Genomic DNA, 14,274 nt, shown 5'->3' on the forward strand with positions numbered 1-14,274 from the left:
TCCTCTTAATTTGTTGATTCCTGTTGACGTTTGTCTATTCTGCATGATCATTGAAATACAAACTCTACTTGCGACCCTTGTGGGCCGGATTGTATTTGCAGCTTCGCAGGTATTTCCTCTTTCAACTGCTGGACATGTGAAATGATACCGAGCATCCGGTTTCCATCTTGAAGACTCCTGAGACACCCGATCGCTTGCTCCAGTGATAGATCGTCTAATGTTCCAAAACCTTCATCAATGAACAGGGTATCCAATTGGACTCCTCCTGCATGGGCCTGCACGACATCAGCCATGCCCAAAGCAAGACTCAATGAAGTCTTGAATCCTTCTCCTCCAGAGAGTGTTCGTACTGAACGCTGCAGCCCTGTATGATGATCGACTACTTCTAGGTCCAATCCGCTTTGTGCTCCCCGTTTAGCTACAGAATCGCTTCTGACCAGCTGATAGCGGTGGTCAGTCATTTGATCCAGGCGGAGGTTGGCCTGAATGAGTATTTCATCCAAATAGGAAGCAAGTACATATCTTTCCAATGAAAGCCGAAGGTGGTTATCCCCCGTGGCAATTTGAGCTAACTCAGCGATATCATAATATCTGGAGGCGAGTTCCCCCTGCTCCTCCATCAGTTTCTGAATATTGTCCAGGACCGTTACATTTTGATTCAGGGAATATTGGAGATGGTTTACGACTTCCCGTTGTTCCTCCCATTGCTTTTGAACCTCTTCCAATTGTTCATGGAGCGTAGAAAGGTCAGGCTTCTCTTTTGATTCCAATCTTTGAGCCAATTCTTTCAGGCGCTCCTCAACAATATGGACTCTTTGCTGGTGCTGTTGAATGTCCGACTCCATGTTGGCCAGCTGCTGAGATTCTCTCAGTGCTGATTCATACTCTTGAACAGAATCAAAAGAATATTGAACAAGCGTTTGATCAAATTTTATTTTCCTCTGTTCCACGTTTTGTTCCGTTTGTTTCAAGTACTGCTCGCCCTCTTCTAAGGCTGTTTTTATTTTCTGCCACTCATCGCGCTTCGCTTGATACGAGGTTTGAATCTCTCTCCAGTTCTGTTGGGCCTCTTTATATTGACGCTCCAACTGCTCAGCTTCCTGAACCAATGTATTGGAGTCAACCGTCTGGGAAGGAAGGTTTTCTTCAAGGGCAGCTATTTCTGTTTTTCTTTTCATCTGCTCCTGCTGACTTTCTGCAATCTTCTGCTGAAGGGTTTCCTTTTCTTCCGCTACCGATGCAAGTCTTTGATCCATATCCTCCAGTTTATTCTCAATGGACTGGATTTCCTCAATCTTGACTTCAAGCTCACTATATATATCATAAACTTTCTCTATCTCGCTTTTGGTATGTTTCTCTGCTGAGTGTAGTGCATCTTCAGACAACTTCTCTTCTGAATCTAAGCTGTTCCAAATGCTTTCAATCCACTGCCGTTGTGCTTCGCCTTCTGATTTCACTTGAAGGATTCGGTCCTGTTCTTTCTCCATTTGCTGTTCTGTATATTTAAAATGTTCTTTTAACCGCTCCACTTCTTCTCCACTTTTCACTCCGGCCGGCTGTTCTGCCACATCAGGATGCTCAGAGGATCCACACACCGGACAGGACTCGCCTTCATTTAAATGCAGAGAAAGGGTATAGGCGTGGTGTTTCCTGATCTCTTCCAGGGCGTTTTCATAAGCATTCCTGGTCGACTCAAACTTTAGCTTTTTTTCCTGATACTGCTTGGAAACAGAATGGTACCGAGTACGGAGATCCTCCAGTTTGGACCATTCCTGCCTAACCCTGTCCAGCTGTTCTTTCTTTGCTTTTAGAGATTGGTAAGTTTGCTTGTTTTCAAATGCTGCTTCCCTCAGAGATCTTTCCTCTTTCAATTTTTCCTTCATCCAGGAAGTATCTTTACGGATGTTCTGTTCAGCTTCCTGCAGTTTTGAGAACGAACGGTGATGGGCTTCAATCTTTTTTTCCAGCACCTGAAGTTCCTTATTCTTTTTCAAATAATCCTCTAAATGCTCCTTTTCTTTCAGCTTCTGCTGCCAGGATTCCTTTAATCGGCTTCGAAATTCTTCCTTCTCCGATTCTTTATGGTAGTCTTTCTCTATTTTCTTAAAATCAGCTTTTATACGTTCATAGGTTTCCTGTCTATCTTTTTGACGTTCCAGAAGATTTTTCAGCTCAGCTTTTCTCTCCTTGTACTGAGTTTGAACGGGGCGTACTTCAGCCGCATTTTTAGCCTCCTCGAACTCTTTCCTAAGTGCCTGGATCTTTGAGGACTGCTTTTCAAGACGCTTGTTTTCTTCTGCCAACTGATCTCTTTCTTCAAAAAGGTCTAGGAGCTGTTTAGCATTGAAATATTGATTGTTCAATTGTTCTGTTGTTTGCTGCAGTTGCTTCTCATATTTCTTTTCCTCTGAAGCCATCTGTGTTTGATGATTGATCCGTTCCTTCAATCGTTCCACAAACTTGGATACATCACAGTTTTCTATATCTTCGTCCGCATCCTCTCCCCAGGCAATCCGTTCTTTTTCCTGAGAGATTTTCCATTCGAATTGATGAATTTCTGCTTCCAATTCTTTTGACTGTTTTCTAAAGTGGTCGGTAAGCTTTGCGAAGAATTCAGTTTTGAAGATCCGCTGCAGGATTTCTTCCCTCTCCTTACTATTCTCGGAAATCAACCTACGAAATTCTCCTTGTGGAATCATAATCATCTTTCGAAATTGCTCATAATCCAGTCCAAGTATTTCTTCAATGTGATCATTCACTTCCATGATTTTGGAAGCGACCAATTTTTCTTCGCCACCTTGGACGATATAAAATTCAGCACGGGCAGGATCTTCCTTCCATCCTTCTCCGCGTTCCTTTTTTCTATATTGTTTAGGCATACGTACAACGCGATAGGTTTTCCCACGCAATTCAAACGCGAATTCAACAAACGTAGGTTCTCCAGCCTCTGCAAAATGGCTTCGCATTGAGTCCTGGTCCCGGTCACTTCCGCTTGCCCGTCCATAGAGGGCAAAACACATGGCATCAAAAATGGTCGTTTTCCCTGCCCCTGTAGGTCCCGTAATCAAAAAAATCGATTCTTCGCCTAACGTTGTGAAATCGACCGTTTGACGATCACGATAAGGACCGAAAGCTGTCATTGTAAGAGTTAGAGCCTTCATTATTATTGCCCCCTGTCCGATTGTTTCAGTTGATCAATCGCCTGATCGATCATTTCTTTCCGTTCCTTTGAGATGGGCTCTCCTTTAATGTCTTCATAGAAGGAGGAGAATAGGTCTGCATGCGAAAGTTTCTGTCGTTTTTTCACTTCCTGCAGCTCTTCCATTTGCAGGTTCGTTTTTGAGCGTTGTCTCTCCAGGTGAAGAATATTCGGATACACTTTCCTGAGTTTCCCCATAGGATCGACAAGCTGACCGTCATCTAGGAGCCGCACGTGTAAATAGTTTTCAGCCTTAGCAGCAGCCTCCCCTGTTAATAAATCTTCAAAATAGCCTTCTATGACTTGGAAATCCCTCAATGGGGACAAGGGCAGCTTGTCCCAACCGCTCATCCCTTCTTTGTCCAATGTGAGGGATGTAACCGATTTTGCATGATTAGCTTCAGAAAATGAATACTTCAAAATGGATCCACTATATCTGATATGATCGGCGGTTACACGCTGAGGCTGGTGAAGGTGCCCAAGGGCGACATAAGAGAATTCATTGAACAGATGCGCGTCTACATAAGGACTCCCGCCAATCATCGACAGGCGTTCTTCTGATTCAGATTCCATCCCGCCTGCAAGAAAGGAATGACCGATCCAAACGTGACGTTCATCCATATTAAACCGAGTTTTGATATCCTCTATCAAAACTTCTGCTGCCTGTTGATGCGTTTTGATTTCTTCGTCTTCGAAGACAAGGGCAACTTCTGCCGGTTCCAAATAAGGAATTAAATGAAAGTGAACAGGTCCATCTTTGTCGTATAATGTGATGGGTTCCCTATTTTTTTGTAACTTCGTATCCAGAAACAGCCCTTGTTTCCTAAACATTTGACTTCCAAATTCTAAGCGATCCGGACTATCATGGTTCCCTGATATTGCAAGAACTGGAATGTGGTAATCATTAATCAGTGTTGTCAAGGTATCGTTCAATAGTTCTACCGCCTGCTTAGGTGGAATAGATCGATCATATAGATCCCCTGCAATAATAATGACATCAGGTTCCTCTTTTTCCACGATTTCAAGAAATTGCTGCAAAATATAGCGCTGATCTTCCGTCATATGTACATAGTTCACAATCTTCCCCAAGTGCCAATCGGCCGTGTGAAGTATTTTCATGCCATCACCTTTCTATTATTCTTCTTCAATTTTGTATTGTTCGTACAATTGATCAAAAATGGACAAAGCTGAAGGAAAAGGGGCGTTCCACTCCAGATAAGAGCTGATTTCATCATAGGATTTCGCTTGCTTCGGGAAACTATGGTCATCAAACATCCACTCCGCCAACTGCTTTTCTTCATCATTCTTTTTATTGCCTCTGTATCTCATCATATAATGGTAAAAAGACCTCATGAGTAATGTTCCTCCTCGTATATTCCTACATTATTTTTATCATGTTCCAGCCCCAACAGCAAAAGATAGTTATGGAAGAGCAGAATTGTAATGGCCGCCTCAAAAATAGAGAGGCAAATAAAAGGTCCAGAGATACGCATCTCTGGACCTTTTATTTCAATTATTCATCTGACTCCATGAATTCCTTGTGATTATCCAGTTTTTTGCGATAGACAATTCTTGATAATACGATACTTACTTCATATAAGATGATCAATGGAACCGCAACCACCAATTGAAGAATAAAATCCGGTGGTGAAATGATTGTACCGATAATGATCAAAATGAAATAGGCATATTTTCGAACTTTGACTAGAAAAACAGGGTTGACAATTCCAAGGCTCGTCAAAAACATGATGATGATCGGTATTTCGAATAAGACTGCAAATGGAATGGTCACCCGGAACAGAAATCTAAAATACCTTTCGACTGTATAAATCTCATTGAACATTCCATTGTTTAAGGATAGTAGGAAAGGCAGAATCAGCTGTACAAAAACAATATATCCAAAAGTAAGACCAGCCAGAAACAGCAGAAAGATCGCAGGTACATAGGAAAGAGATACCCGACGTTCCTTTTTAGTTAATGCCGGTTTAACGAACAACCAGATCTGCAGCGATAAAATCGGGAGCGTTCCTACCACTGCAACAAGGCTTGCAATTGTAAAAATAATCCATATGATTTCTCCTGGACTCGTCATATTCAACTCAAAAGGGAGGTCCTTGATAAAAAACAACTGAATTTTTTCCACATAAATAAAGCCTACGATAAAAAATGTAATGAAAAAGGCTAATGTCCATAATACCCTTTTCCGTAATTCACTCAAATGGTCGGTGACATTCATTTCAATATCTTGTGTCATGTTCTGCTGTGTCATTATTTTCACCTCCAGGCTGTTAAGAGCCTGACAAAAAGAAGATGTAAGGGTTTCTCCCTTACACCTTCTTTATTCATTTTATTCTTTGGTTTTCTTTTCCGTCTTACTGCTTTCGTCATCAGACATGATGTCTCCTGTAGCTTTCTTGAATTCTTTAAGGGAACTACCGAATGCTTTCCCGATTTCAGGAAGTTTCGAAGGTCCGAAAACGACAAGTGCGATGATTAAGATCAGAATGAGACCGGGTACACCGATACTTGATAACATGGTCGATCACTCCATTAGGTATGTCTTAGTAAACGCGTATGTTATTTATTCGTTTTTTCTTCATTGGAATCGCTCGTAAGATCACGGGCCGAGTTTTTAAATTCTTTCAACGTTTCTCCGGCAGCCTTCCCAATTTCGGGCAATTTTTTCGGTCCGAAAATGACTAACGCAATGGTCAGAATCAAAATCAGTCCAGGTATTCCGATACTTGACAGCATGTCCATTCACCGCCTTCAATACGTACTTTATGTTTATTTTACAAGAGGTTAAGAAGAAAAGAAACAACTACGCAAAAATTTTTCACAATAAAGTCTCATTTAAAGCCATTTATGCTATTATTTCTCACCTTTCCACTTTTTAAACCATTCCTCCGCTTGCTCATATTCTTCAGGCGTATTCATATTAAAAAAATGCATAGAAAGATCTTTTTTCGAAAAACCCGGGTAATCTGTAACCACTTTCACACGAATCTCATCGAAGAAACGGCTGACCTTTCTGCCACCTTGGGAAAGGTAGGTATCCAGCGCTTCATAAATTCTTCCATGATAGATTCCTGAAACCGGCTGATACCGCCCTTCATACATAGGGATGACTGCATCAATCGATTCTTCCACATGCAGGAGCAGATGCTCATAAACGGAAGCATTTACAAATGGTGTATCACATGCGGAGAGGATGAACCAATCGGAGGAACATTCTTGCACAACGGCGTGCAGCCCTGCAAGAGGTCCTGCATCTTTATAAATATCCTGGATGATACGGTAGGTCCCATGCCCTCGGTGCTCCTGATTCACCACAACTTCATCACTTATCTGTTCCAATGTAGAAGCCACAAGATCGATTGACGTGGTAGGACCAAATGGTAAGGTTGACTTCGGCCTTCCCATCCTCGTCGAACCTCCCCCGTTCAAAATCACCCCGCATGTGTTTTTCGGGGGCATTATTTTTTCACCCGATCATAAATACGGAAATAATAATCGTACGGGTTCTTCTCATCTTTTAAACCTTTCGTTTCCGAATGCAAGGTCCACATGCTCTCATCATAAGCAGGGAAATATGTATCCCCTTCAAAGCTTGCATCAATGTAGGTTAAATACATGCGATCTGCGTATGGAAGCATTTTTTCAAATAGAACACTTCCACCGATCACAAACCATTCGTTCTCGGGGTAATCCTTCTCCATTTGAAGAATGTCATCTATGGAGTGGATCACTTCACAACCTTTACGATCATAATTTTCATTGCTGGTAATGACAATATGTTTTCTCTCAGGTAACGGTTTTTCAAATGATTCAAATGTCTTTCTTCCCATAATGATCGTCTTACCCCAAGTCGTGTCTTTAAAGAACTTAAAATCGTTCGGGATATGCCACGGCAAATCATTGTCTTTTCCAATCAATCTGTTTTTATCCATTGCAAAAATAAAAGAAATCATCGTTGATTCACCTCTCCATATGTTTTCTTCTGTTTAAGATAAAAGCCACATTCTACGTTCCGTACTCTATTTGAATCTGTCCATAAGCTAAAGGGAGCCCCACTAAACAGCTACAGGTGCTTTGATACTTGGATGTGGGTCATACCCTTCGATCGTGATATCCTCCATATTAAAATCGAATATGCTCTCTTTGTTTCGATTTAGAACAAGGGTTGGCAGCTCTTTTGGCTCTCTCGACAATTGTTCTTTTATTTGGTTCATGTGATTGTTGTAAATGTGGGCATCTCCGAAAGTGTGAATGAATTCTCCGACTTCAAGTCCACATTCATGAGCGATGAGATGGGTCAAAAGGGCATAACTGGCAATATTGAACGGAACTCCTAGGAAAATATCCCCACTCCTTTGGTAAAGCTGGCAGGACAATTTTCCATCGGTCACGTAAAATTGGAAAAGGGCATGGCAAGGCGGAAGTGCCATATTCGAGGGTACGTCTTCAGGATTCCATGCGGTTACGATATGTCGCCTTGAGTCAGGGTTTTTCTTAAGGTTCTCAATCACCAGCTGAAGCTGGTCGATGGTCTGGCCTCTGCTAGTCTTCCATTCTCTCCACTGCTTTCCATACACAGCCCCAAGATCCCCAAATTTTCCGGCAAAAGCATCGTCGTTTAAAATTTTCTCCTTGAAGCGGTTCATCTGTTCTTTGTACTGATCTTTAAACGTTTCATCCTTCTGGCTGCGGAGGCCAAAGTCAGTCATGTCCGGACCATCGTAATCTTCACTTTCCACCCATTTCTGAAAAGCCCACTCATTCCAAATATTATTGTTATGCTGTAATAAAAAACGAATATTCGTGTCACCTTTCAAAAACCATAACAGTTCGCTTGCAATCAGCTTGAAAGGTACACGCTTCGTAGTCATGAGCGGGAATCCCTCTTTCAAGTCAAACCTCATCTGATAACCAAATATAGATTTCGTTCCTGTTCCTGTCCGATCTTCTTTCTTATTCCCTTCTTTTAAAACATGTTCACATAAGTTCAAGTACGTTTGTTCATTTTGTGACATCTCTGATCTCCTTCCCGCATTCTCGTTGAAACTCCTCTAGATATTTAACCATAAATTTATGACGTCTTTCTGCTTCTTTCTTTCCAGTGACTGTATTCATCAAAGCCTGGATCTTCAACAGCTTCTCATGAAAATGGTTGATCGAACCTCCGCCATCCCTTGAATAGATTGGCTGCTGGATCGTTCCACCGTAAGCAAAGGTTCTTGCAATACCTACCGCTCCGATAGCATCCAACCTGTCGGCGTCCTGAATAATTTCACCTAATTTCGAGCGAGGGACAACCTTTTTTGAAAAAGATACAGTGTAAATGGCCTCGTCGATGAGTTGAACTTCCGTATCGGAAAGTCCTAAGCTCACTAGAAGATCGTCTCTTTCACGGAGCATGTCTTCAGGATTTTCAAATAATTTGTGATCTCCTATATCGTGCAAGAGTGCTGCTACTTCCGCGAAAAAAGGGTCTTCCCCTTCAGAAATAGCGATGGCTTTCGCCGATCGAGCCACACGATCCATGTGCAAATCATCATGACCGCCAGCATCACCCTTGAACACCTTATGGACATACCCTTTGATTTCCTCCAGTGCTTGTTCTTTTCTCATAGTATCCTCCTAAAAATTAAACAGGTCCATTTGACGAGGGTTGAGATCTTCATACTTGATATCCAGCAGCTCCTGCATTTGTTTGGCGTTGTCTGCGGCATCCCCGCCTGAATTGTTGTTGAACAGAAGCGTGACTTCAGGTGTTTGTTGTTCAAGCTTCAGTGCCTGGTCCTTCCATTCCTGTAGTTCCTCTTCGTTGTATCTGTAAAGAAACCGGACTTTCCGCCAGTCTTCTCGTCCATTTTTATTCCACCCATGTACATTACGCCCGTGAAACCGGACGAGTGTTTTTTCAGGGTGAGTAGGTACCAGCACTCGCGGTACAGAACCTTCACCTGCTTGAGGTTCGTCACAAATGCTATGGATCCATTGCTGGTCTTTCATAAAAGAGAGGGTTTGATCATAATATCCCTTTTGGAACCAAGTCCTGTTCCTGAACTCAAGAGCAAGAGGATACTTCTCCATCCACTCACGGATGTAACGAAGCTTTCGAATATTCTCTTTACGTACATCAAACCAGGGTGGAAACTGAAAGAGCAATGCGTTCACTTGCCCCCTTTCCCAAACGGGTTGAATGGATTCTTCATATCTCTTCATCAAATCCTTCGCTTCCTGCACACTTCTTGACTCCCGATCATGTCCCGTCAGTTGTGAAAAGGCTTTGATAACAAATGAAAAGGTATCAGGAGTCTCTTTCAACCATTTCTCATAACGCGATACAGGTTGAATAGCATAAAAAGCTGTATCCACTTCAACAACAGGAAAGTGGGAGGCGTATGCTGCCAGTTTCCCTTCTGATTTCGTCTGATCAGAATATAAGGAAGGATGGTCCCCCCACCCTGTCAAACCTATACGAATGGACACGGTTAAACCTCCTTGCAATTGTCAAATAAATAATTGTGTTCCATTACCGACCTCAAGTGAAAGGATAACGGAGAACGGATATCAGCCTAAAACAAACCCTTGATAGTTCCTTTTTCATCGACATCCATGCGTAAAGCAGCCGGTTTCTTTGGTAGCCCCGGCATCGTCATTACGTCCCCTGTAAGAGCTACGATAAACCCTGCTCCTACCGAAGGGTAGACTTCCCTTACAGTGATTCTGAAGTTTTCCGGGCGTCCTCTTTCCGCTGGGTCATCAGACAAGGAGTATTGAGTCTTCGCCATACATACAGGCATTTGACTATACCCAAGATCGGCCATGTTCTTCATTTGTTTCCTCGCACGTGATGAAAAATCAACCCCATCAGCTCCATACACTTTACTGGCAATGGAATTGATTTTTTCTTCGAGTGAGTCTTCCAGATTATAAATATAAGTCATAGGAGCGGTTTTCTCTTCACACAATTCGATGACTTTTCGTGCAAGATCTACACCCCCGTCACCACCTTCAGCATGTACATTCGTCAGTGAAACGTCCGTCCCCTGACTCTCGCACCATTGAGTCAAGGCCTTTATCTCCCTGTCTGTATCCGACGGGAATCGGTTAATGGCCACAGAAAAGGGAACGCCATAATGCTGGATCGTTTCCATATGTTTTTTTAAGTTCCCCATGCCTGCGACCAAGGCATCGACATTTTCATGTTCCAACTGGTCCTTATGAACTCCACCGTGCATCTTTAAGGCTCTGACCGTTGCAACGATAACGACAGCATCAGGTTCCAGATCACCCGCCCTTGTTTTAATATCTAAAAACTTCTCGGCTCCAAGATCCGCACCGAATCCTGCCTCTGTCACGACATAATCGCCTAGTTTGGCTGCAAGATTTGTGGCCATAACACTATTGCAGCCATGTGCGATATTCGCAAAAGGCCCTCCATGAATGAGTGCAGGTGTATTTTCAATCGTCTGGACCAGATTCGGCTTGATGGCATCTTTCAATAGAAGTGTAAGTGCCCCTTCCACTCCTAATTGTTTAACATAAATCGGCTTCTTATCATATGTATAACCGATCAAAATATCTGCCAGCCGCTTCTTCATATCTGCAAGGTCTTTAGCCAGACAAAGAATGGCCATGATTTCAGAAGCTACGGTGATATTGAATCCATCTTCCCGCGGGATCCCTTTAACTGGACCGCCAAGACCTACAATCACTTCACGAAGGGCCCGGTCATTCAAATCCATGACACGTTTCCAAGCAATTCTTCGCGGATCAAAATTCAATTCATTCCCATGATGGATATGGTTATCAATAAAAGCAGACAGCGCATTATTGGCAGATGTAATCGCATGGATATCTCCTGTAAAGTGTAAATTGATATCCTGCATAGGGACAACCTGTGAGTATCCACCGCCGGCAGCTCCTCCTTTGATTCCCATTGTAGGTCCAAGGGAAGGTTCTCGAAGAGCGATAACGGCCCGCTGCCCAATTTTGTTAAGAGCTTGTCCTAATCCCACTGTAACCGTTGATTTCCCCTCGCCGGCAGGAGTTGGATTAATCGATGTGGTAAGGATGATTTTGCCTTTTGGGCGGTCTGCGAGCTTATTAAGCAATTGGTCCGACAACTTTGCTTTATAATGACCATAAGGTTCCCAGTCTTCTTCAGAGAGGCCCATCTTTTCAGCAATATCACGGATCGGTTTTAATTCAGCATCCAAAGCGATTTCAATATCTGATTTCATAGCAGATCGTTCCTTTCCATATGTATCTTCTAACATTGTACCTGACTCTCCCTAAGAGTTATAGTATTCCATCTGATGAAGCGGTTACAAATTCATAAAAACGATTGCCTTCAAGTTGTTGACGCATATTTTTTCATACGATATATTGGGAATAAGCAAATAAGAAGATCGGAAACATAAATGACAGGTAACTCCTCATAGAAGTGCTTCGGAATTTATTGTTCCGTGCTTCTATGAGGTTTTTTTCGGTCTGCTGTTTGTAATTTCCACGTGTTACGTGCAAGATTTAGGAGGAACAAATCATGCAAAATGGTACAGTAAAATGGTTTAACGCTGAAAAGGGCTATGGTTTCATTCAAGTTGAGGGTGGAAACGATGTATTCGTACACTTCTCTGCTATCCAAGAAGAAGGCTTCAAGTCCCTTGAAGAAGGTCAAGCCGTTACATTCGAAATCGTAGAAGGCGACCGTGGCCCACAAGCTGCGAACGTTGTGAAAGAATAAATGATTAATCAAAAGCAATCTCTCCGGAGATTGCTTTTTCTTTTTCCACTAAAGACAAACAAGCCTTCTAAGACGCCGTTTCGATACTTTTGATGTGTGGGGGGGCTGCGGGGAATCACTCGCTTTCGGGTGAAAGCGTTGTGCAGGGTTTCATTCTTAAACTTTTTCTTATCATGATTTATTAAAAATTTTTATATTCGGCAAGGTGTCATTTCATACGTATATCGAATGGAATGATTGGGAAGCTGCGAGACTCCCTTAGGAGAAAGAGATTGGCGATATTCCGCAGGAAATAGTCCGAGGAAGCATACCACTGACGCGCCAGAATGCGAGTAATTTCCCGACCACCCGTAACGTCAATTAAGGCAACGAATCCCAATAACATCTGGGAATTGTGTCTTCCCCAATCCTGCCACATTATTGAATAAGAGAAGTCATTCTTGTCAAATGGCTCGTACCATCGTATAATGGATCGCTGTTGGTTCTATTTACCCGCGGTTCGTAAACTCCCGCGATATCAAAACTAAGGAGGAAATACGATGAGTAACGAACTATTATGGATTATATTTGCACTAATCAATTTCGGTTTGATCCTTGTCATCTATCGGATGTTTGGAAAAGCAGGTTTATTCGTATGGATCGGAATGTCTACCGTTCTTGCGAACATTCAAGTGGTCAAAACTGTAGAGATGTTCGGGTTGAATGCGACCTTAGGTAATATCATGTATGGGACAGCGTTCTTAGCCACTGACATCCTTAATGAGAAATATGGAAAAAAAGATGCTCGGAAAGCTGTTTGGATGGGATTTTCAACATTAATCATCATGACGGTCATCATGCAGTTTGCTATCGTTTTTCAATCAGGTGAAAACGATATCGCCCAGCCGGCACTCCAAACGTTATTTGGGTTAGTGCCAAGAATTGCTGTCGGCAGTATGCTAGCCTATATTATCAGTCAGTATTTTGATGTTTGGCTTTATACCAAATTAAAGGGTCTTTTCCCTTCTGATGGTGCCCTGTGGATCAGGAATAATGGAAGTACAATGATCAGTCAGCTGTTGGATACTACCATCTTTTGCTCGATCGCCTTCTTCGGTGTTTATCCTTTTGATGTTTGGGTTGAAATTTTCATGACGACCTATATAATCAAATTCATCGTCGCGGCATTAGATACACCATTCTTTTATCTAGCCAAAAAAATGCCGAAATCAGATTGAGGGGGTTCATGATCCATGTTGGAAGTATACACAGATGCAGCTTGCAGCGGGGATCCAGGTCCAAGCGCAGCAGGTATTGTCATTAAAAAAAACCAGCAAGCAGAGGAATATCAATATTATTTAGGCACATGGTCAAACCATGAAGCAGAATTTCTCGCGATCATACGTGCACTGGAAATTTGCAGAGACAATCACCCAGGTGAAATTATCTCGATTCGATCGGATTCAAAAATAGCCGTCGATACTATGGATAAGCGTTATACGAAAAATCTAAAGTTCCGTCCGTTGTACGAACAGATCCTGCAGTTGGAAGAAAGCTTTTCCTATGTATTTTACAAATGGATCCCGGATAAAAAGAATAAAAATGCAGACCGGCTAGCAAGAGAGATGCCTGCAGGCAGAAACAAACCCAGATCAATGATGATCTGGGTTTTCTCATTTCCCTGTAGCTTTCGCGATCGAAAGCTGCTCTTCAATGGTTTCATATGCTTTTCTTTTACTGGTGATAGATGGAGAGGATATGAGTTCCAATATACTTATATAAAAACTCGGATCAAACGTTTGTTGGATTTTCAATGTCATATTGACGGCGATGATCGTTTTCCATTCCGGCGCATTGGAAGAGTTCTTGCCAAAATAGATGAATTGCACATCTTCATCGCTCAATTTGAATCCTTTACTCCACAGGTCCTCCAAAAAATAGGCCAATGCATTTCTATCCATAAAACTCCCCTAACTCCCCCCGTACAAAGGTATGTATTTCAGACATTTTTCTCTATCATAACAAATAAACAACCCCCTCGGGAATTTGTTATGGTATTGTTCTTGAAGGAATAGTATTCTTATTCATAAAAAAACCAGGTGGATTCACCTGGCTGAGATGGTTTTCTCATAACGTTTTTTATGTTGAAAATGAGAACCCTGGTCTTTCAATCTGAATACATTCATAACGGTTTGGGCAGGTGCACTTCCAATTTTGGCTAAAAGGTAAATCATCAAACTACTGTAAACAGCGACCGTCAGTAGGATGAACAGGACCATATCGCTCTCACCTTTCTAATTGAAAATGAATTTCATTTCTAATTAGAATATTATCAGACATT

At 42.2% G+C, this 14,274-nt stretch carries 16 protein-coding genes and 1 pseudogene; 3 read left to right on the plus strand and 14 right to left on the minus strand.

The window, feature by feature from the left end:
- Positions 1-47: 47 nt before the first annotated feature.
- The 12 genes from ACXADE_RS10095 to ACXADE_RS10150 all read right to left on the minus strand — a co-directional run bounded on the left by ACXADE_RS10095 (position 48) and on the right by ACXADE_RS10150 (position 11,451).
- A complete protein-coding gene (locus tag ACXADE_RS10095) occupies positions 48-3,161 on the minus strand; it encodes an AAA family ATPase (RefSeq protein WP_474980347.1) in 3,114 nt (1,037 codons plus the stop codon).
- Positions 3,162-3,163: 2 nt separating this feature from the next.
- Positions 3,164-4,318, minus strand: coding sequence for an exonuclease SbcCD subunit D (locus tag ACXADE_RS10100; RefSeq protein WP_474980348.1), 1,155 nt, complete (start codon positions 4,316-4,318; stop codon positions 3,164-3,166).
- Positions 4,319-4,333: 15 nt separating this feature from the next.
- Positions 4,334-4,552 (minus strand): YozE family protein, encoded by a 219-nt coding sequence (locus ACXADE_RS10105; protein WP_474980349.1) that lies wholly within the window; start codon positions 4,550-4,552, stop codon positions 4,334-4,336.
- Positions 4,553-4,712: 160 nt separating this feature from the next.
- Positions 4,713-5,468 carry a twin-arginine translocase subunit TatC gene (gene tatC / locus ACXADE_RS10110; RefSeq protein ID WP_474980350.1) on the minus strand — a complete coding sequence of 252 codons (756 nt, stop codon included), beginning with the start codon at positions 5,466-5,468 and terminating at the stop codon, positions 4,713-4,715.
- Between the two features lie 78 nt (positions 5,469-5,546).
- Positions 5,547-5,735: a twin-arginine translocase TatA/TatE family subunit gene (gene tatA / locus ACXADE_RS10115; RefSeq protein WP_089652525.1), complete on the minus strand. Its 189-nt coding sequence runs from the start codon at positions 5,733-5,735 to the stop codon at positions 5,547-5,549.
- A 41-nt stretch (positions 5,736-5,776) separates the two neighbouring features.
- Complete coding sequence (locus tag ACXADE_RS10120; protein ID WP_474980351.1) at positions 5,777-5,953, minus strand: twin-arginine translocase TatA/TatE family subunit; 177 nt, start codon at positions 5,951-5,953, stop codon at positions 5,777-5,779.
- A 117-nt stretch (positions 5,954-6,070) separates the two neighbouring features.
- Positions 6,071-6,676: a molybdenum cofactor guanylyltransferase gene (gene mobA / locus ACXADE_RS10125; protein ID WP_474980352.1), complete on the minus strand. Its 606-nt coding sequence runs from the start codon at positions 6,674-6,676 to the stop codon at positions 6,071-6,073.
- Complete coding sequence (locus ACXADE_RS10130) at positions 6,676-7,170, minus strand: dihydrofolate reductase (RefSeq protein WP_474980353.1); 495 nt, start codon at positions 7,168-7,170, stop codon at positions 6,676-6,678. The genes mobA and ACXADE_RS10130 overlap by 1 nt, the downstream gene beginning before the upstream one ends.
- A gap of 102 nt (positions 7,171-7,272) precedes the next feature.
- Positions 7,273-8,232 carry a thymidylate synthase gene (locus tag ACXADE_RS10135; protein WP_474980354.1) on the minus strand — a complete coding sequence of 320 codons (960 nt, stop codon included), beginning with the start codon at positions 8,230-8,232 and terminating at the stop codon, positions 7,273-7,275.
- Positions 8,219-8,830 (minus strand): HD domain-containing protein, encoded by a 612-nt coding sequence (locus ACXADE_RS10140; RefSeq protein WP_474980355.1) that lies wholly within the window; start codon positions 8,828-8,830, stop codon positions 8,219-8,221. The genes ACXADE_RS10135 and ACXADE_RS10140 overlap by 14 nt, the downstream gene beginning before the upstream one ends.
- A 9-nt stretch (positions 8,831-8,839) precedes the next feature.
- Positions 8,840-9,694, minus strand: coding sequence for a DUF72 domain-containing protein (locus ACXADE_RS10145; protein ID WP_474980356.1), 855 nt, complete (start codon positions 9,692-9,694; stop codon positions 8,840-8,842).
- Positions 9,695-9,780: 86 nt separating this feature from the next.
- The gene (locus ACXADE_RS10150) at positions 9,781-11,451 is read right to left on the minus strand and encodes a formate--tetrahydrofolate ligase (RefSeq protein WP_474982219.1); all 1,671 of its coding nucleotides are present in this window, start codon (positions 11,449-11,451) and stop codon (positions 9,781-9,783) included.
- Between the two features lie 302 nt (positions 11,452-11,753).
- On the opposite strand from ACXADE_RS10150, the gene ACXADE_RS10155 reads away from it, so the two are divergent.
- The 3 genes and pseudogenes from ACXADE_RS10155 to ACXADE_RS10165 all read left to right on the plus strand — a co-directional run.
- Positions 11,754-11,954: a cold-shock protein gene (locus ACXADE_RS10155; protein ID WP_035504999.1), complete on the plus strand. Its 201-nt coding sequence runs from the start codon at positions 11,754-11,756 to the stop codon at positions 11,952-11,954.
- A 539-nt stretch (positions 11,955-12,493) separates the two neighbouring features.
- On the plus strand, positions 12,494-13,171 hold the full coding sequence (locus tag ACXADE_RS10160) for a queuosine precursor transporter (RefSeq protein WP_474980357.1): 678 nt from the start codon (positions 12,494-12,496) through the stop codon (positions 13,169-13,171).
- Positions 13,172-13,186: 15 nt separating this feature from the next.
- Positions 13,187-13,546: pseudogene (locus ACXADE_RS10165) on the plus strand (ribonuclease HI family protein); the annotation flags it as partial.
- 60 nt (positions 13,547-13,606) lie between these two features.
- On the opposite strand, the gene ACXADE_RS10170 reads toward ACXADE_RS10165, so the two are convergent.
- The gene (locus ACXADE_RS10170) at positions 13,607-13,894 is read right to left on the minus strand and encodes a DUF6123 family protein (RefSeq protein ID WP_474980358.1); all 288 of its coding nucleotides are present in this window, start codon (positions 13,892-13,894) and stop codon (positions 13,607-13,609) included.
- A gap of 144 nt (positions 13,895-14,038) precedes the next feature.
- Complete coding sequence (locus ACXADE_RS10175; protein ID WP_474980359.1) at positions 14,039-14,212, minus strand: hypothetical protein; 174 nt, start codon at positions 14,210-14,212, stop codon at positions 14,039-14,041.
- Between the last annotated feature and the right edge of the window lie 62 nt (positions 14,213-14,274).

This window comes from Halobacillus sp. ABR2_026, from assembly GCF_056158545.1.